This window comes from Saccharomonospora piscinae, assembly GCF_005862235.1.
Lineage (GTDB): Bacteria > Actinomycetota > Actinomycetes > Mycobacteriales > Pseudonocardiaceae > Saccharomonospora > Saccharomonospora piscinae.
Genome location: NZ_VCEK01000002.1, coordinates 287,713 through 305,574 on the forward strand (window position 1 = coordinate 287,713; position 17,862 = coordinate 305,574).

The window sequence follows — 17,862 nt, forward strand, 5'->3', positions numbered from 1 at the left end:
GGAGCAGCCCATGTACGTCCTCGGCATCAGCAGAGTGCACGACTCGGCGGCGGCCCTCGTTCGGGACGGCGAGATCATCGCCTTCGCCGAGGAGGAACGCTTCACCCGCGTCAAGCACGACGGCCGCCTGCCCGCCAAGGCCATCGAGTTCTGCCTGCGGCAGGGCGGCATCACGCTCGGCGACGTCGACCACGTCGCCTACTACTGGACCCGGTGGTCGGAACCACTGCACGCCGCCAAGGTGTTCGCCCGCTACTTCCCGTCCACGCTGGAGGTCTTCCGCAACGAGAACGGCGACGACGGCGGCAGGGCGGCCGGGCTGCTCAACACCGCCCGCACCGGCGGCGGCAAGGGCGTGGACGACTACCACGTCGGCGGCGCGCTGCTGGCCCACGTGCGGCGCTCGTTCACGCTGGAACGCGACATCAAGGAGGCGCTCGGCCACACCGGACCGACGAAGTTCCGGGTTCACCTCATCGACCACCACCGTGCCCACGCGGGCAGCGCCTACTACATCTGCCCCTGGGACGAGGCCGCCGTGCTCACCCTGGACGGCATCGGCAGCGACGGCACCAGCACCCTGCTCGCCCACGGCAGGGGCAACCGCATCCACGACCTGCGCCGGATCAAGTTCCCGCACTCGCTCGGCGCGATGTACGCGGCGGTCACCGGCTACCTCGGCTTCTACCCGACGCGCGACGAAGGCAAGGTCATGGGGCTCGCGCCGTTCGGCAACGACACCTATGTGGAGGCGTTCCGCGACCTCGTCCACCTCGACCCGGACGGCGGGTTCGAACTGAACCTCAGCTGGTTCCGCCACCACACCACCGGCAAGCACCAGCTCTCGAAGAAGTTCCTCGACACCTTCGGCCCCGCGCGGCCCCGCACCCGCGTCACCGCGGAGAACCCGGTGCCGCAGCACTACCAGGACATCGCCTACGCGCTGCAGGTCACGCTGGAGGAGGCGGGTCTGCACCTCGCGCGCTGGTTGCAGCGCCGCACCGGTTCCACGCGGCTGGCCGTCGCGGGCGGCGTGGCGCTCAACAGCGTGATGAACGGCCGAATCCTGCTGGAAACGCCGTTCGAGGAGTTCTTCGCCCAGCCCGCCGCCGCCGACGACGGTTGCGCGCTCGGCTCGGCGTTGGAAGTCACGGTCGGCAAGCACAACCTGCCCCGCCCGCGCACCGGCTTCACCTACACCGGTCCCGAGTTCACCGAAGCCGAGTTGGAACAGGCGTTGCGGGACGCGGGGGTGGCCTACGAGCGGGTCGACGACATCGCCGCGCACACGGCGGCCAAACTCGCCGACGGTCTCATCGTCGGCTGGGTGCAGGGCAAGATGGAATGCGGTCCCCGCGCGCTGGGAAACCGTTCGCTGCTGGCCGACCCGCGCGATCCCCAGTCGAAGACCCGCATGAACGAGAAGGTGAAGCACCGCGAGGCGTTCCGGCCCTTCGCGCCGTCGTGCCTGGCCGAGCGGGCGGGCGAGTTCTTCGCGAGCGGCTACCCGTCCCCGGTGATGCTGCTGGTCTTCGACGTCCTCGAACACCAGCGTGGCGTCGTCCCCGCCATCACGCACGTGGACGGAACGGCGCGCGTGCAGACCGTCAGCGAGGACGACAACGCGCTGTACCACCGGCTGATCACCCACTTCGACCGGCTCACCGGCGTGCCGATGGTGGTGAACACGTCGTTCAACGACAACGACGAACCCATCGTGGCCACCCCCGAGGACGCCGTCCGGTGTTACCTCAAGACCGATGTCGACGCGCTGGCCCTCGGCCCGTTCTGGACCGAGAAGCCGCGCATGGAGGACGAGCAGGCATGACCGCCACGGCACCCCCCGCGCGGCGGACCAGCGCGCGGGACAACTGGATTCGCACGCTGTACGCGCACCGGCGCTGGCTCTGGCTGGTGTTCGCCGTGCCCGCTGCCGTACTGGCGCTGCTCATCATGGTGGTGCTTCCGCCGGAGCAGACGCTGCGGAACGTGGGCGACTGGGTGTTCAAGCTGAGCCCGTTCCTGCTGGCCGTGCCCGCGGTCGCGTTGTTCCCGCGTATCCGCATGGCGCCCGCGGTACTGGCGCTGGCGGTGATCGCCTACATGAGCTGGATCGACACCGAGATGGTATTGCGCATCCAGGAGTACGGCAGGACCGTCGAAACCGATCCCGGCGCGTTCGAGCCGGTGTACCAGTTCGAGTTGTTCATCGTGACGTTCATCGTGCTGTTCGCGCTGCTGGCCTACCGGCTCGGCGGGGCACGCACGACGTCGGTGCTCAAGACAGGCGTGGCGAGTGTCCTGCTGGTGATCGCCGGGCTGAACGATCTCACGTTCTGGGCGCTGAACGAGGTGTGGTCGGCCGGGAGCAGGCCCGACGAACTGGCGTGGGCCTCGCACATCGTGGTGTTCGTGGGAGGCCCGCCGAGCGTGGCCACCGCGGTCGTCTTCCTGCTGGTACACCTCGCACTCGCGGCGACGGTACTCGCCCTGCCGCTGGGCCGGTGGGTCGATCGCGCGCTCGATGCGCCACGCTGACCTTGCGGCGTTCCGGTTGGTGGCATAGTGGTGCCACCAACCGAAACATCACCGGAGGCATACTTCCGGTACTCGCAGGGAACACGCGAATGGCCGAATCCCGGTTGCTTGCTCCGGCATCACCGAGCATGATCAACTCGTGACCGGCCGTACCCACGGCCGGAGCAAGCGATCGTCCCGTGACGACGATGAAGGGTGGGAGGACCGCGATGACCTCAACGCTCGACCCCGACGTGGAGTACGTCGTGCTGTGCGGAGAGCGCCACGAGCGCGTCGGTTACGTACCGAAGGCCGAGGTCCACCACAGCCGCACCCCGCTGCACCTCGCCTTCTCCTGCTACCTCTTCGACGAGCGGGGACACCTGCTGATCACGTGGCGGGCGCGGAGCAAACGCACCTGGCCCGGCGTGCGTACCAACTCCTGCTGCGGCCATCCCGGCCCCGGCGAACGGCTTCCCGACGCGATCGCCCGGCGGCTGACCGACGAACTGGGCGTGACCGCCGAGCGCGTCGATCTGGTACTGCCCGAATTCTCCTATGAGGCCACGATGTCCGACGGTGTCCGGGAGAACGAGGTCTGCCCGGTCTACCGCGCCACCGTGACGAGCAGACCCCAGGCCAACCCGAATCCCGACGAGGTCGACGACACGGCCTGGGTCGACTGGGCTTCGTTCGTGGCCGAAGTGGACGCCGACCGCACCAGCGTGTCGCCGTGGTGCGCCCTCCAGGTGGACCAATTGCGCACGCTCGGGCCCGATCCGCTCGCGTGGCCGGTCGCCGACGACACCCGGCTGCCCTCCGCCGCACGGGAGCCGCTGGAGGACCCACGCTGAACAGCGCTATCTCCGCGAAGCGGGGGGCAGAGTAGCGGCGACGGACCGGATGCGCCAAGATCACCCCTCGACAAGACACTAACGGGTGACTGGTGACTGAGGCTCAAGTGTGGCACTGTGCCCGGTCTCGGTGAATTTCCGCCTGCGCGGGTGTCCAGCAGCGGTTCGACAAGTCGTCGTGGAGCGTCGTGAACAACGAAGACAAGCCAGCACTAGACAAGTCAGGCCAAGGACAGCACAAGTCGATCCGGCAACGGCTGACCGGCACGGTCCTGATCCCCAGTATCGCTTTGCTGGTGTTGTGGGTCGCGATGTCGGCCTACTTCGTTATCGACGCGTTCTACGTCCGTGCCGTGGCGTCGAGTGTGCAGCAGGTGTCGATTCCCGCCGTCACGTCACTGACCTCGCTGCAACAGGAACGGCAGCTCTCGCTCGTCTACCTCGACCGGCCCGCGGCCGGGCTGGCCGACCTCCAGTCCCAGCAGCAGCGGATCGACACCTCGCTCGGCAGCCTCCGCACCGCGATCGACGACATCCGCGCCGACGTCCCCGAGGAGATCGGGGGCCGCATGAGCGACCTGGAGTCCCGGCTCGACGAGCTGCCCGAGATGCGGACGCAGATCAACCTGCGGGACGTCTCCGCCGACGAGGTCAACGAGTACTACAACGCGCTGATCGATTCCGCGACCGGCCTGTTCGACGCGCAGGCGCGCCTGGTGCCGGACGTCGAGGCCACCCAGAACGGCATCGTCGCCACCGACCTGTTCCGCGCGGCCGACGAGATGTCGCGGGCCGCCTCGCTCGCGTCGAGCGCGTTCGCGAACAGCAGCTTCTCCCCCGAGGACCACCGCGTGTTCTCCGAGCTCGTCGGTTCCTACCGCTCCTCGCTCGACGACGCCTCACCGAACCTGCTGGCCGACGTGCGCTCCGACTACGACGGGCTGGTGTCGGGCGAGAACTGGCAACGGCTGAGGGCGATCGAGAACGAGCTGATCAGCCAGGGACCCGGACCGCTCGACCCGAACAGCTTCTCCATGACCGGCAGCGAGCTGCGCAACCTCTCCGGTGAGGTCTCGGCGTCGCTGTCCGGGCTCACCACCAAGCAGGCGGACCAGACCTCGACGAAGGCCCTGGACGACAGCGGGCAGAACCTCACCAACGTGCTGCTCGGCAGCGCCGCCACCCTCATCGCCGCCGTCGCATCGATCATCGTCGCGGTGCGAGTGTCGCGGACGCTGGTCGACCGCACCCTGATGACCCGCCTCGAACGACTGCGCAACGACTCCCTCGAGATGGCCAGCACCCGGCTGCCCAGCATGGTGCAGCGACTCAAGGAGGGCGAGTCGGTCGACGTGACCGCCGAGATGCCCAAGCTCGACCACGGCCGCGACGAACTCGGGCAGGTGGCGGAGGCGTTCAACCTCGCCCAGCTCACCGCCGTCAACGCCGCGGCCAGCGAGGCCAAGGCCCGCAGTGGTGTGAACAACGTGTTCCTCGGCATCGCCCACCGCAACCAGGGCCTGGTGCACCGCCAGCTCCAGATTCTCGACCGCATGGAGAGCCGGGAGGAGAACCCGTCCCAGCTCAAGAGCCTGTTCCAGCTCGACAACCTCGCCACCCGCGCCCGGCGCACCACCGAAAACCTGATCATTCTCGGCGGCAAGCAGCCCGGCCGCCGCTGGCGCAAGCCCGTCATGCTGATGGACGTGCTGCGGGCCGCGATCTCGGAGACCGAGCACTTCTCGCGGGTCGAGGTCGAGCCCATCCCGACGCTGGCGCTGTCCGGCTCCGCCGTCGCGGACACCATTCACCTCGTCGCCGAGCTGGTCGACAACGCCACGTCGTTCTCGCCCCCCGGCTCGCCGGTGTACATGACCGGCACCAAGGTCGCGCGCGGAGTCGTGGTCGACATCGCCGACCAGGGGCTCGGCATGAAGGACGACGTCCGCGAGTGGGCCAACACCATGATGGCCAACCCGCCCGAGTTCGACGCCATGGCGATGAAGGCCGACGCCAGTCTCGGCCTCTTCGTGGTCGCCCGGCTGGCCCACCGCCTCGGCGCGCAGGTCACGTTCGACGCCTCCCGCTACGGCGGCACGCGCGCCACGGTGCTGCTGCCCACGGCGGTGCTGGCCACCGACGAGCAGGCCGCCGACGTGGACTCCGGGTTCCACGCGAGCCTGGCGGAGGAGCCGGAGATCGAGGCCCACAGCCCGGGCGGCGTGAAGCAGCAGGCCGCTGCCACGACACCCTCGATGCCCGTGGTCCCCGCGCCCTCGAAGCCGACCACGGAACGCACCACCGGCACACTGACCCCGGGGCCCTCGGAGCACCAGCTCCGTGACGAGAAGAAGTCCCACGACTCCAACGGATACGCCCCGGCCCGGCGACCGAACGCGGAGCCGAACGGCTCGGACACGGTGATGACGCGCGACACGGACACCACGGCAACCCCGGCGACCGGCGGCGCCATCCATCCCGCCCCGACTGATACGCCGGAGCACACCGGCGAAGGGCAGGCGGACCCAGCAGGGGGACTGCCCCAGCGCAAGCGGCGCCGCGCGCCGCTGCCACAGCGGCGACCACAGGAGAACCTGGTCGACCAACTCCGGGACGACCCGGATTCGGAGCAGCGCGACATCGAACGGTTCGAAGGCAGGACGCGTAGCACCCTGTCGGCGTTCCACAAGGGCACGCGCAGGGGACGCAACGCCGACGGTCCCGACACACCGACAGAAGCCAACTGATAGGGGAAGCGGATCTCATCGATGAACGACAACGGCTCATCCACGTTGGATCTGAACTGGCTGCTGGACGACATGGTGGACCGCGTGGTCGGGGCCCAGCACGCGGTCGTGCTGTCGGCTGACGGCCTGCTGATGGGGAAGTCCGAATCGCTGGCCAAGGACGACTCCGACCAGCTCGCCGCCATGAGCTCCAGCCTCCAGAGCCTCGCGAAGGGCGTCAGCAGGCACTTCAGCCGAGGCCCCGTACTCCAGACACTCATCGAGATGACGGAGGGTTACCTGTTCGTCTCCGCCGCGGGAACCGGCGCCTGCCTCGCCGTGCTCGCCGAGGAGGCCGTGGACGTCGAAATGATCGCCTACGAGATGAACCGCCTGGTCAAGCGCGTCGGCGACTACATGACGGCCGCGCCGCGAAACCCGGCAGCATCGGGGATGTGACATGAACGACCAGTGGTACGACGAGGCGGCCGGCCCTCTGGTCCGCCCCTACGCCATCACGCGGGGACGAATACCGGCCTCGGACGTGACCCTCGACGTCGCCACGCAGGTGATGGCGCTGTCCGGGACGAAGCGGGACGCCGTCGGGCTGACTCCGGAGCACGTCGCCATTCTCGATCTGTGCGAGCGGCCTCTCTCCGTCGCCGAGATCGCGGCCCACGTGAAGGTGCCGATCGCGGTGGTGAAGGTGTTGTGCAGCGACCTCATCGAACGGGGCGAGGTCATTGTCCGGTCCCCCTCACAGTCGCTGAAAGCCCCGGATCGTCAACTACTTCAGGCGGTGCTCGATGGTCTCTCCAAGCTCTGACGACAAGACGGCGGCAGCCGTGGTGCCCACGCCGGTCAAGATCATCGTGGCCGGCGGCTTCGGCGCGGGCAAGACGACGATGGTGGCGTCGGTCAGCGAGATCCCCCCGCTGTCCACCGAGGAGCTGATGACGGCCGCGAGTGACGGTATCGACGACATCACCGGTGTGGAACAGAAGAAGACGACCACGGTCGCACTCGACTTCGGGCGGATCACCATCTCGCCCCACACGGTGCTGTACCTGTTCGGGACCCCCGGGCAGGAGCGCTTCTGGTACATGTGGGACGAGCTGGCGCGCGGTGCCATCGGCACGGTGGTCATCGTGGACACGCGCAGGCTCGACAGCAGCTTCTCGGCGATTGACTTCTTCGAACGCCGCAACATCCCGTTCATCGTGGCGGTGAACTGTTTCTCGGGCTCCGACGACTACACCGAGGAGGAGATCCGCGGCGCGCTGGCGATCCCGCAGGGCGTGCCGATGGTGTTCGCCGACGCCCGGCAGAAGGAGTCGAGCAAGCTGGCGCTCATCCGGCTGGTGCGCTACGCCCTCAGCAGGCTGCCCGAACCGGAGATGGCGTCCTCGAACGCCTGAGCCCTGTGTGTCGGGTGCCGCGAGAACGGCACCCGACACACAGCTCACGGACGGGGCGGGATGCGCTCCAGGGTCAGGTTGAAGTGCCGCAGCACCGGTGGGGCGTCGACGACGCGGTACGACGCCACCCGAGTGGGATTCTTCGCGACGTCGGCGAGCACGTCGGCCACGTACTCCAGGTGCGCCTGCGTGTAGGTGCGGCGCGGGATCGCGACCCGGACCAGCTCGAAGGGCGCCGGTGTCACCAGGTTGTGGTCCTCGTCGAAGGTCCCCAGATACAGCGAACCCAGCTCCACACAGCGCACACCACCCGCGAGGTACAGCTCGCTGGCCAGGGCGTGCCCGGGGAACCCGTGCGGTGGGATGTGCTGCAGCAGCCTGCCCGCGTTGAGGTACAGCGCGTGCATGCCCGCGGGCCGCACGATGTCCACACCGGCGCGGTTGACCAGCTCGGCGAAATACGCGGCGTCGGCCTCCCTGGATCGCAGGTAGTTCGGGTCCAGGACCTCCTCGACGCCGCGAGCCACGCGCTCGAGGTCGTGGGCCGCCAGCCCGCCGTAGGTGCGGAAACCCTCGGTGGCGATGAGATTGACCTCGCAGCGCTTGGCCACCTCCGGGTCGCGCAGGCCGATGACGGCGCCCATCGGGGCGATCCCGTCCTTCTTCAGGCTCGCCACACACCCGTCGGCGAGCGCGAACGCCTGGCGCGCGACCTCCCTCGGCGTGAGGTGCCCGTAGCCGGCCTCGCGCTGCACCACCATCCACGCGTTCTCGGCGAACCGTGCCGCGTCGAGGAAGAACGGCACGCCGTAGCGGTCGCAGAGCGCGCGGACGGCCCGCAGGTTCGCCATCGACACCGGCTGCCCGCCACCGCCGTTGTTGGTGATGGTGATCAGCACCTGGCCGACCCGCTCACCCTCCGAACGCAGCGTGTCCTCCAGCGCCGCGAGGTCGACGTTGCCCTTGAACGGCTCGGTGCTGTCCAGGTTCCAGAACTCCGCGCACGGCAGGTCCCTGGCCTCGGCGCCGAGCAGTTCGACGTTCGCCCTCGTGGTGTCGAAGTGCGTGTTCGACAGCGAAAGCTGGCCCGCCTTGAGCACCGACGAGAACAACACCCGCTCGGCCGCCCTGCCCTGGTGTACGGGGAACACGTGCGGGTACGACGTCACCTCGTCCAGCACGGCCCGGAACCGGTAGTAGGAGTCCGAACCCGCGTACGAGCGGTCGGCCTGCGCCGCCGCCGCCTCCTGCGCGGCCGAGACCGCACCGGTGCCCGAGTCGGTCAGCAGGTCGATCGTGACCATGTTGGACGGCAGGTCGAACATGTTGTACGACGCCCTGGCGAGAGCGTCCTCACGCTGCTGCCGGGTCGTGATCGGGATTTCCTTCACGACCTGGATCCGGTACGGGGGGAACGATTTCAACGGTTCCTTCTTTCACACCTGTCGGTTGCTCCGTCGGATGATCAGCTTCCCACGGAGGCGCAGCCCGCGACGGCATCGACGCGCGGCGGGAGCACGTCGTAGCCCTCGGACGACAGGTAGATCGTCGTTCCGGTACCGAACTGTCCGAGCCGCAGCGACACGTGCGCCAGCAGGCCACGGCCCGCGTCGAGCGGCCGATCGCTGATCGCGCGAATCGCGCGGTCGAGTCCCGAGGCGTCGATCCCCCGCCGGTGCAGGAACTCGGCGACCCGCGCCCGTGCCCGCGCGTCGTCCGAGACGTAGTCCCGGATGGGCAGGTAGATGCTGTAGTTGCCGGGCCGCTTCGGGTCACCCTCGACGAACGAGTAGCTGGAGACCAGCGGACGCCCGGCGAAGACCGTGGTGTCGCCGCCCAGCAGGCCGCAGAACTCGCGGATGCCGTCGCGGTCGAGCCCGTCGACCGCCTCCGACGCCCGGACCACCGTGTCGGCCGTGGCGTCGTGATGCGAGATGTAGAGCTTGACGCGAGACAACGGACTGTCGTCGAGGTCCACCGCGAAGAAGGTGAAGCGGTCGGCGTCGCCACGCAGCACCGAGTGCTCGGTGGCCGCGGCGTAGGCGTCCTCCATACCGAGCCTGCGGAACCCTTCCGCGACGAGTTCGGCGGCACGACCCTCGCCCCGCACGGCGGGATTGAAGTAAATCTTGAGCTTCGGTGTCGCGCCGGGCCGGAAGATCATCGAATACCAGAAGGCGAAGTGCCCGCGCGGCTGCTCGGGCAGGAACAGATCACTCACGGCGTCGAACCGGTCCGTGGGAATCCCGAACCGTTCGGACATCCTGCGGAGGAAACGTTGGGCCTGCTCCACATTGGAGCTGAGTCCGGGCCGTTCGGCCAGCGTCTCACCCAGTACACGCACGGCGCGATCACCGGTGTCGTCGAGCGCCACCGAGAACTCGACCGGGGTGGCGTCGTCCGCGACGTCGGACGGCCATGCGGGGCCGTCGCCGAGACGCCGGTGCCCGGCAGCGTCCAGCAACTCCGAAAGCATGTCGACCGGGGTGTCGTCGTTCGGCGGGAAGCCCGCCTCGGCGCACAGTGCGCGGAGTTGCCTGCTGGTGTGATCGAACAGCGTCGTGGTCTCGTTCTTCACGCTCGCTCCGAGAGGGCTCGCGGACAACAGCTTCACTCCCACTGGCTTCTGAGGCCAAAACACGATCAACCTACGGACGTTCCAGACGGCGAGATACCCCTTTCTGAGTGATTTTCCGCACTCGACCAGTCACCCTCCGAAGTGCTGACTTGACATGAATCACACAGTGGACCCGACATGGGTCCGCGGGGCTCGCCGCTGCGTCGAAGTGGACACCCCGAGCCATTTCGAGCAGGAAGTGAACAACCATGCAGACGCGACGTATCGCACTGGCGGCCTCGATCGCCGCCCTCGGCTTCGGACTGACGGCCTGTGGCGGCGACGACGGCTCCCAGGCGTCCACCACCGAGTCCTCCGGCGCCGCCGCGCCGAGCGACAGCGCGCCCCCGCCCTCCTCCGAGGACTCCGCCGGAGACGCCGCCGACGGTGGATCGTCCGATGAGGTCACGGCGCCCGGCACCGAACTGCAGGTCGGCGACACGGCCACTGTGCCGTACACCTACGGCACCGACCAGGAAGGCACGGTCGCGATCACCGTCACCGCCATCGAGCAGGGCGAATCCGCCGATCTCGCCGAGTTCGGCGACCGCGCCAACGGACTCGTGCCTTACTTCGTGAAGTTCACGGTCGAGAACGTCGAGGGCACCGACCTCTCGTACAGCTCGGTGAGCCTGGGCGCCGTCACCGCCGACGGCCGCGGCACCGGTGTCGTCATCTCCGGCGACGTCGAGGGCAAGTGCGAGAGCGAGAGCGCGGACGGCGACTTCACCAGCGCGGGCGCGACCTACGAGTCCTGCACGCTGCAGGCCGCGCAGGAGGGCGTCGAGATCGCGGGCGCCGAGTTCGACGAGGGCGACGACTACATGGACGAGCCAGTCGTCTGGACCAACTGAGGTCCGGCACGGGCCCGTCAGTCTCCAGGGCCCGTGCCGTCCACGGTGGACTGCCGATAACGGCGGCGCGCGGAGCTGACCGCGCCGTGGTGCTCCACCGCCCAGTCCGCCAGCGCCGAGAGCGGGTCGAGCAGTCCTCGCCCCAGGGGAGTCAGCCCGTACTCCACCCCGGGCGGCACCGTGGGAAACACCTCCCGAACAACCAAGCCGTCCTCCTCCAGCACACGCAGTGTCCTGGTGAGCATCCGCTGGCTGATGCCGTCGATCGAGCGATGCAGGTCGTTGAACCGGTACCGGCGGCGTCCCAGCAGCACAAGCACGAGCACCGACCACTTGTCACCGATGCGCCGCAGCGTGTCCGTCACGGGGCACGTCTCGTGCTCGTCCGCCACCACCGGTGTCGGCAAGTCGGCCGCGAGCACCGAAGGCACATTCGTGTGCGCACCTGACATGAAAGTGCCTTCTTCCGCGCCGTTCGAGGGTCACCGAGGATGAGTTCGTGGGCACGAGCATAGCGAAGCAGTCCCGGCAACAGCAGGCCCGAACCGTGGTGGTCAGTGGAGCCACCGACGGCATGGGAAAGGCAATCACCCTGGAGCGGCTGGCGGCAGGCGACCGGGTCATCGCACTCGGCAGCAGTGCGGACAAGGCGGCGCGACTGCGTGCCGAGGCCGACGCGGCGGGATCGGAGCCACGACTGCGAATCATCGAGGCGGACCTCAGCTCCCTCGCGGAGAACGCACGGGTGATCGCGGAGATCAGGCGCACCAATACGGCGGTCGACGCCCTTTTGCTCTTCGCGAACCGGCAGAGCCCCGGCCGACGGGAGACCGTCGACGGACTGGAGTACACGTTCGCGCTCTACTATCTGAGTCGGTACCTGCTGTGCCGGGGGCTGAGCACACCACTCGCGGCAAGTCCCGACCCGGTCGTCGTGAGTGTCGCCGGGGTCGGCAAGACCGCGGGCGAGATCCACTGGGACGATCTTCAACTCACCCGCCGCTACAGCATGGTGCGTGCGCAACTCCAGGCCGGGCGAGCCAACGACCTACTCGGCGTGGCCTTCGCCGAGCAGGCCCGCGCACCGTTCGTGCTCTACCACCCGGGTTTCACCCGCAGTGGCGACCTCTCACCGCTCAACCCGCTGGCGAGGGTACTGATCAGGGCGCTCGGCCGGATCGCGGCACAACCCGTGACGACCGCCGTCCGCCCGATCCACGACTTCGTCGACTCCCCACCGCGACAGCCGCTGACCGCCCTCGACCGCGCCACACCGGTCGATCTCGCGCTGCCGACACTCGACACCGCGAAGGCGCGGCGCCTGACCACAACTACAGAGGAACTCCTGGGTGCAGCCGACTACGCCAAGATGGAACACGAGGCGGAGGCGGACTGAGCCCTGGTCCACACGCCGTGTCCGCAGCCTGCGTAGCCGTGTCCGCAGCCCGCGTAGGCGTGTCCGCAGCCCGCGTAGCCGTGTCCGCAGCGTACGATGCTGGCTACGTGCCCAGACCTTCTCGCACCTCCAGCAGGAGCTAGTGGCGATCTATGCCAGTAGGTGACTGCGAGCGAGCGTTTGTGGCTGCTGCTGCGGCCGACGGAATCGAGTTGACTCGCGCCCGCGAACCCTGGTTGAACCAGCGAGGCCACCTTGGCTTGCCGCCGGAAGCCGACGCTGCGAGACCTGCCCTCAGGACGATTTTCGAGGCACTCGACGGGCGGCTGGGCGAGCAAGAAGCCAAACGGCTCACGCCGCTCCCCGGCGACTTCGTGCACCCAGCGAGCGGCACGTTCATCGAAATCGACGAGTCTCAGCACTTCACCAGTTTCCGCCTCCTCACGCTCGACCACTATCCCGGAGCCGTTCCACTCGGGTTCTATATCGACCACTATCGCGATCTGTGCCGCAGGTGGGCGCCCATCTCGGACAAGTACCGCGCGTCCAAGCCGGCCGTCGGGTTCGGCGACGGTGGACGACAACGGCAACGCGCCTATCACGACGCACTGCGCGATATCGCCACACCAACCATGGGCAAACCCCCGGTGATTCGCGTCGACGCGCCCGATCGCAACGGCGAAGCCGCATACGAACGCAATCGGGACCGCATACTGCGAGCGCTGTTCACGGTGTGAACGTCGTGTCTCCGCCCGGTGTCAAGCAGCTCAGCGAACCATCGAGCGGCGTTCGAGGCCGTGACGTTCCGCTCTGGGTGTCGTGGCCGGAGATCCCACGAGGAACGTAACACCCAAGACGGTCGCGGACACGAGCGGCGTAGAGGTCGTAGCGCGTGGCCATCCGGGCCGTGGGCAGCCGCCGTGGCGTCTCCGTCGACGGGTGTCCCAGTTTCTCGCCGTCGCGAAACTGGTCACGGGTGATGTCGATTTCGAGGCCGTTGTCGAGGCGGTTCCAGTAGTGCATCCCGTTGGGCGTCCCATCTCGCAAGGTGACACCAGCACACAGGAGAACGCCGCCCAGGAGCTCCGTTAGCGCCATGGAGGTGACTCCGCAGTGGCCGGCAGCGGGATTGTCCGGGTTCCAGGTGACGGCGGGGTCGCAGGTCTGCTCGTCCCAACAATCGCGCAGCGCCGTCTCCAGGGCAACCAACGACCAGACCATAGCGATGCCGTCTTTCCCCATGCACTCGCGGGCGTGTTCTTCGCACAACCTAGCTCATGAACAGCCACCCGCGTGCCACCTCGGGCGATCACTCTCGTGGTCGCGATCAGCTGCTCGGCCGTGCGGTGGCAGCGGCGCGTGAGGGCGTCGGTAATGAATCCGGCTGGGGTTCTGGTCACCTTCGGTGGGCCGCCTGGGACTCGAACCCAGAACCTATGGATTAGGTGTCCGGGTTGATCGCCATCTGTCGGCAGCTTCCGGCACCCCACGCCACCTCGTCGAACAGGCCCCCGACTCCTCGTCGTCGGCGGGTCATTGCCACCGTCTGCCGTCGTTAGGTGGGGCAAGAGCGGGGAGATGATCTTGGTCGTCAAGATCGCCGCTGAATGATCTCTGCTTCGTTGATCTGATACAGCGGAATCAATCCGTGGTCGGATGATCGAACGAACGCCCGCGCAGGGGCACCAGGCAACAGGTCGAAGTCATCACGATGCTGCCGCGACGTGCGCATGTACCTCGGCGCCGCACCGGATTGGTACACCGGAAGTCCTTCATGGGTCGGCCGCAGCGGGCTGCTGGTATCAGTCACGACGCTCACCGTAAGTCGACGCACCGACAAGCCGACCACTCTGTCTCCGTCCCGTTCGCCCGTGCCGCTCCTTCGCGCCGTGCTGTCCGGGTCAAGGGTGAGCGCAGCTCATCGCGTGAGCGACGCCGCAGGCGCCTTGATGCGGTCGGCACGGTGTAAGACGATCTAACAGGCTCGAACGGGAGGGTATGCCGTCAGTGGCGGTGCGCCCGGTGACCCCTTGCCCAAGCCGCGCCACGCGGCCCGCCGGGCGTGAGCGGAGCGGCAGACCAAGAGGCCAACAGCGCGCCGCCACTGGCGGCGCCCTTGATCCCATAGAGGGAATTTCGGCAAACAATGCCGGAGATCGACATGTCAGGAGGACAAATCTGCCAGAATCTCCTTCAGGTCCTTTTCAAGCCCCTTTAGTAGGTTGACTTGCACCAGGGGAAGCGCGCCAGGGGCAATCGCATCAAAACTAGGAACACCAGCATACTTAATTAAGCTACCCGCTAGCTTCTTTCGCCTAGAGCTTGCACTCTTTCCATGATCGAGATCGTGATGCAACAACGTCCTTAGATTGTTAACGTCACTGAACGAGCTTGGAATCTCCCCATCTAGCCTTTGCCCCACACTCTCTCGGAATATGAAGTAGAGGTCGTCAATCCACGATTGATAACTTTCGGGCGAATTCAAGATTTTTCCTATCGACCCCAATGCGGACACCGTCTTGTTGGTAGGCTTAAACAAGTCTCCACCGCTAGACGCTGCATGTAGTTCATTGATGGCCGTAATCAACTTTCGAACACTAAAAGCTGTAGATTCTACCGCGCGATGAATCGAGTTTCCGATTTCTTTGGTAACAAGATCGTTGGAGTAAAACTCGGGATAGTCAATGAATAGTTTTTTCAATAGGATTTCATGTCGCCGTGAAGCTCCACTTTTGACATTTGCGTTAACTGTTTTCTGGAAAGCGATGTAGTCCGGGTCGTCTGCAGAGTTCCCCAACTCAACTTGCCTGAGACGCTCCGAAGAGAATCTTTCAATGAATGGGCCTAACTTTTTCAACTCTGCATCACTGAATCCTGCCCGCTTCAAATGGCAGGCCAACGTCATCACCGATTGCACCATCGAGCGCTGACGGAGCGCTTTAGACTCAGCCGGAAAAGACTCCCGAAGCAAATTCAGGACGGATCTCACGCGGCGCGCTACGCCCGAAGACGATGAAAAGGACGCATTGTCGTTGAACATCTTAGCGATGTCATCGAAGCGGGTTCCTGAATCGATCCCTTCTATCTCTAGGGTTAGCACTTTCGCGCAGATATCAAAGTGCTCGAAACGCCGATTGGCAACCGTCGTACACTCTGTAAAGAATGGATGCTTGGACTGGCGCGAACAAAAGTCACGCAGCTTACTATGGATTGAGTTCAGCTTCTCACTCGTCGTCAGCGGCAAGCCTGCCTGTAACCGCTGGAAGAATTCTTTGACTTCGTCATCTGACGCCGTGATGATTACATCGTATTCGATCTCGTAGTCGTCGAACGCGTCCGACTGTGCATCGGATAGATCTTTGTAAGTCCTTGCGCCAAACTCCGCCGCCGCTTCACTCGAAAGTTCGATCTCATTCGACATGAAGCCCCATATGGCGTTCAGGCGTTGCTGCCCATCCACCACATCAAACGTATCAGGATTCGTACTCGTTCGCTGAAAATAGAACTTCGGAAGTTTCCATCCGCGGAGAATTGAGTCGATCAGCCTTCTCTGCTGATCTTTATTCCATACCTTTTCTCGTTGCCAATCCGGAATATCATATCGATCTCGCCTCTTATAGACTTTGTTGAGATCGATGCGATCTGATCGCATTTCCATTTAATCCCCCTGTCTAGTTACACCGGGAAGCGGCAATGAACCAAGATGCTTGGCAACTGCGATTGTTTCCACTGAACGAAGGTCATAATGGGAACCGTTAAGATCAACCAGGAGTGCCCCAGCTTCGAGCGCGGTCACTACTCCCGCTGCCATATCCCACGGCTTGTTACTGAGAATCACGCACGCATCCGTGCGGCCTTCCGCTACCCACGCAAGGTCAAGGGAGGCTGCGCCGAACATACGGACTCGTTCGACGTTCTCGGCAAGGGCACGGGTGACGGCGAATCGGCGTTCGTTCTTCTCTGCTGCGCCTTCGCCGGTGGCGTAGTCGCCGATGGACACGATCGCGCGCCGCAGGTCGGTAGTGCTGCTGCATTGGATCGGCTTGTCGTTGCAGTAGGCGCCGCCGCCGTGGACGACGTGGTAGCGCAGGTCGAGGAACGGTGCGGTGATGACGCCGATGAGGGGTTGCCCGCGGTGGACCAGGGCGAGTGAGGTGGCGCAGAGGGGGATGCCGTGGGCGAAATTCGAGGTGCCGTCGATGGGGTCGAGCACCCACACGTAGTCGGTGGTGTCGTCAAGTGTTCCGCCGCCGTCTTCTTCGCCGAGAAAGTCGATGCCTGGCGCGGCATGGTGCAGGTAGTCCTGGATGGCGCGTTGAATACGGACGTCGAGTTCGGTGACGTAGTCGCGGTCTCCTTTGGCGCTGACCGTGCCGGGCGCTTCGCTGGTCATCATTCGCGCGCCGATCTCGGCTGCGTCTCGGGCGATACTCAGCAGCTCGTCAAGGCTGGTCATGCGGTGATCTCCTCGCCGCGCGCCCATTGGGCCTCGAACACCTGCGTGAATGTCTCGAACAGGCCCGGAGTGCCCGTCTGCTTCTCGGCCACGATCGTCGGCGACTCCACCCCGCGTGCATCGGGCAAGTATGGCTGGACGACGCAAGTGGCGTCGTCGATCACGGTGATGTTGAACCGTACGACCTCGTCGTAGGTGCGGATGCGCAGGTTGAGCTGCGCATCCGGCGAGAGCTTGCCGTGGAGACGGTGCAAGGTCTGGATGTTTAGCGCGGTCAACGTGGACAAGACACCTTCCGGATGGCCCTCTTCGCGTTCGCGCTCCCTGATGTGGTGGCCGTTGGGGTCGAGGAACAGGCACTCGACGACGGTGCCGGTTTCGAGCAGGTTGAGTAGCGACTTGTCCGGGTAGCTCTGGCACAGCAGGTTGAGTGACAGCCCGACCATGCTGATCCGCTCGGCGTTGTCGAACAGCTTGTGCGGGGGCAACTCGTGGGTGAAGGCGGGTCGGCTGGGGAACACGGCCGTCACATCGGCTATGCCGCGCTCGATCGTAGCCGAGGAGTTCGGCGCTCGTGCGGCGGTGGCCGTGGGTGGCTCGGGAACGAACTCGATGCCGCCCGTGTGTTCCTGGAACAACTGCTCGGCGGTCCAGCCGGGGAACATCGCTTCGAGCACGCGGCAGTGGTCGGCGTAGGGCAAGCCACGCAGATCGCGCGACAACCACCGGTAGAACTGCGCCTTGCTGGGCCAGCTCCCGACCAGCTCGGCGTCCAACTGCTTGGCGAGCTTGTCGTACTCCTTGCAGAACGCGCGGTGCCCTTGCAGGTGTCGCTGCCGCAGCAGCACCTTGAGCACGATCGGCCGGTCAGCCATGCCGTCTCTTCCCGCCCGTCGTCGGTCGCGAAACGACGCTACCACCGAGACGAGACACAGACGAGACTCAATGAGTACAGAAAGTTCTGGATGCGACACGCACGGTGTCGCGACGTGACCCTCACTTGACCGACAGTGCTGGAGCAAAG

At 66.0% G+C, this 17,862-nt stretch carries 18 protein-coding genes; 10 read left to right on the forward strand and 8 right to left on the reverse strand.

The features are described 5' to 3' along the window. Window positions 1-10: 10 nt before the first annotated feature. From FFT09_RS06910 to FFT09_RS06940, 7 genes are all read left to right on the forward strand, one after another. Window positions 11-1,828: a carbamoyltransferase family protein gene (locus tag FFT09_RS06910; protein WP_138382593.1), complete on the forward strand. Its 1,818-nt coding sequence runs from the start codon at window positions 11-13 to the stop codon at window positions 1,826-1,828. Then, the gene (locus FFT09_RS06915; RefSeq protein WP_138382182.1) at window positions 1,825-2,538 is read left to right on the forward strand and encodes a hypothetical protein; all 714 of its coding nucleotides are present in this window, start codon (window positions 1,825-1,827) and stop codon (window positions 2,536-2,538) included. The genes FFT09_RS06910 and FFT09_RS06915 overlap by 4 nt, the downstream gene beginning before the upstream one ends. A 209-nt stretch (window positions 2,539-2,747) precedes the next feature. Continuing rightward, a complete protein-coding gene (idi, locus tag FFT09_RS06920; RefSeq protein WP_024875588.1) occupies window positions 2,748-3,371 on the forward strand; it encodes an isopentenyl-diphosphate Delta-isomerase in 624 nt (207 codons plus the stop codon). 188 nt (window positions 3,372-3,559) lie between these two features. Then, on the forward strand, window positions 3,560-6,118 hold the full coding sequence (locus FFT09_RS06925) for a sensor histidine kinase (RefSeq protein ID WP_138382183.1): 2,559 nt from the start codon (window positions 3,560-3,562) through the stop codon (window positions 6,116-6,118). A gap of 21 nt (window positions 6,119-6,139) precedes the next feature. Then, window positions 6,140-6,556 carry a roadblock/LC7 domain-containing protein gene (locus tag FFT09_RS06930; RefSeq protein ID WP_024875590.1) on the forward strand — a complete coding sequence of 139 codons (417 nt, stop codon included), beginning with the start codon at window positions 6,140-6,142 and terminating at the stop codon, window positions 6,554-6,556. Between the two features lies 1 nt (window position 6,557). Beyond that, a complete protein-coding gene (locus tag FFT09_RS06935; RefSeq protein ID WP_024875591.1) occupies window positions 6,558-6,923 on the forward strand; it encodes a DUF742 domain-containing protein in 366 nt (121 codons plus the stop codon). Beyond that, the gene (locus FFT09_RS06940) at window positions 6,904-7,515 is read left to right on the forward strand and encodes a GTP-binding protein (protein WP_024875592.1); all 612 of its coding nucleotides are present in this window, start codon (window positions 6,904-6,906) and stop codon (window positions 7,513-7,515) included. The genes FFT09_RS06935 and FFT09_RS06940 overlap by 20 nt, the downstream gene beginning before the upstream one ends. Before the next feature lie 44 nt (window positions 7,516-7,559). Here FFT09_RS06940 and FFT09_RS06945 read toward each other — a convergent pair whose 3' ends face one another. Together FFT09_RS06945 and FFT09_RS06950 are read right to left on the reverse strand one after the other, a co-directional pair. Next, window positions 7,560-8,939 carry a tryptophanase gene (locus FFT09_RS06945; RefSeq protein ID WP_138382184.1) on the reverse strand — a complete coding sequence of 460 codons (1,380 nt, stop codon included), beginning with the start codon at window positions 8,937-8,939 and terminating at the stop codon, window positions 7,560-7,562. A gap of 41 nt (window positions 8,940-8,980) precedes the next feature. Continuing rightward, entirely contained in the window at window positions 8,981-10,093 is a 1,113-nt protein-coding gene (locus tag FFT09_RS06950) for a tryptophan dimethylallyltransferase family protein (protein ID WP_244231264.1), read from the reverse strand. A 248-nt stretch (window positions 10,094-10,341) separates the two neighbouring features. On the opposite strand from FFT09_RS06950, the gene FFT09_RS06955 reads away from it, so the two are divergent. Beyond that, window positions 10,342-10,986 (forward strand): hypothetical protein, encoded by a 645-nt coding sequence (locus FFT09_RS06955; protein WP_138382185.1) that lies wholly within the window; start codon window positions 10,342-10,344, stop codon window positions 10,984-10,986. A gap of 17 nt (window positions 10,987-11,003) precedes the next feature. Here the strand turns inward: FFT09_RS06955 and FFT09_RS06960 are convergent, their stop codons facing one another. Continuing rightward, window positions 11,004-11,408: a winged helix-turn-helix transcriptional regulator gene (locus tag FFT09_RS06960; RefSeq protein ID WP_244231265.1), complete on the reverse strand. Its 405-nt coding sequence runs from the start codon at window positions 11,406-11,408 to the stop codon at window positions 11,004-11,006. A 77-nt stretch (window positions 11,409-11,485) separates the two neighbouring features. On the opposite strand from FFT09_RS06960, the gene FFT09_RS06965 reads away from it, so the two are divergent. Together FFT09_RS06965 and FFT09_RS06970 are read left to right on the forward strand one after the other, a co-directional pair. After that, window positions 11,486-12,382 (forward strand): SDR family NAD(P)-dependent oxidoreductase, encoded by an 897-nt coding sequence (locus tag FFT09_RS06965; protein ID WP_208544377.1) that lies wholly within the window; start codon window positions 11,486-11,488, stop codon window positions 12,380-12,382. A 182-nt stretch (window positions 12,383-12,564) separates the two neighbouring features. Then, window positions 12,565-13,119, forward strand: coding sequence for a DUF7255 family protein (locus FFT09_RS06970; protein ID WP_208544378.1), 555 nt, complete (start codon window positions 12,565-12,567; stop codon window positions 13,117-13,119). Here FFT09_RS06970 and FFT09_RS06975 read toward each other — a convergent pair. The 5 genes from FFT09_RS06975 to FFT09_RS06995 all read right to left on the reverse strand — a co-directional run bounded on the left by FFT09_RS06975 (window position 13,109) and on the right by FFT09_RS06995 (window position 17,713). Beyond that, window positions 13,109-13,591 (reverse strand): YunG family protein, encoded by a 483-nt coding sequence (locus tag FFT09_RS06975; protein WP_138382188.1) that lies wholly within the window; start codon window positions 13,589-13,591, stop codon window positions 13,109-13,111. The two genes, FFT09_RS06970 and FFT09_RS06975, sit on opposite strands and share 11 nt — an antisense overlap. A gap of 382 nt (window positions 13,592-13,973) precedes the next feature. Continuing rightward, window positions 13,974-14,192: a hypothetical protein gene (locus FFT09_RS06980; protein ID WP_138382189.1), complete on the reverse strand. Its 219-nt coding sequence runs from the start codon at window positions 14,190-14,192 to the stop codon at window positions 13,974-13,976. 354 nt (window positions 14,193-14,546) lie between these two features. Then, window positions 14,547-16,040 (reverse strand): GmrSD restriction endonuclease domain-containing protein, encoded by a 1,494-nt coding sequence (locus FFT09_RS06985; protein WP_138382190.1) that lies wholly within the window; start codon window positions 16,038-16,040, stop codon window positions 14,547-14,549. Further along, complete coding sequence (locus tag FFT09_RS06990) at window positions 16,041-16,838, reverse strand: inositol monophosphatase family protein (RefSeq protein WP_138382191.1); 798 nt, start codon at window positions 16,836-16,838, stop codon at window positions 16,041-16,043. Then, window positions 16,835-17,713 carry a DUF5919 domain-containing protein gene (locus FFT09_RS06995; protein WP_138382192.1) on the reverse strand — a complete coding sequence of 293 codons (879 nt, stop codon included), beginning with the start codon at window positions 17,711-17,713 and terminating at the stop codon, window positions 16,835-16,837. Before FFT09_RS06995 ends, FFT09_RS06990 begins: the two co-directional genes overlap by 4 nt. Between the last annotated feature and the right edge of the window lie 149 nt (window positions 17,714-17,862).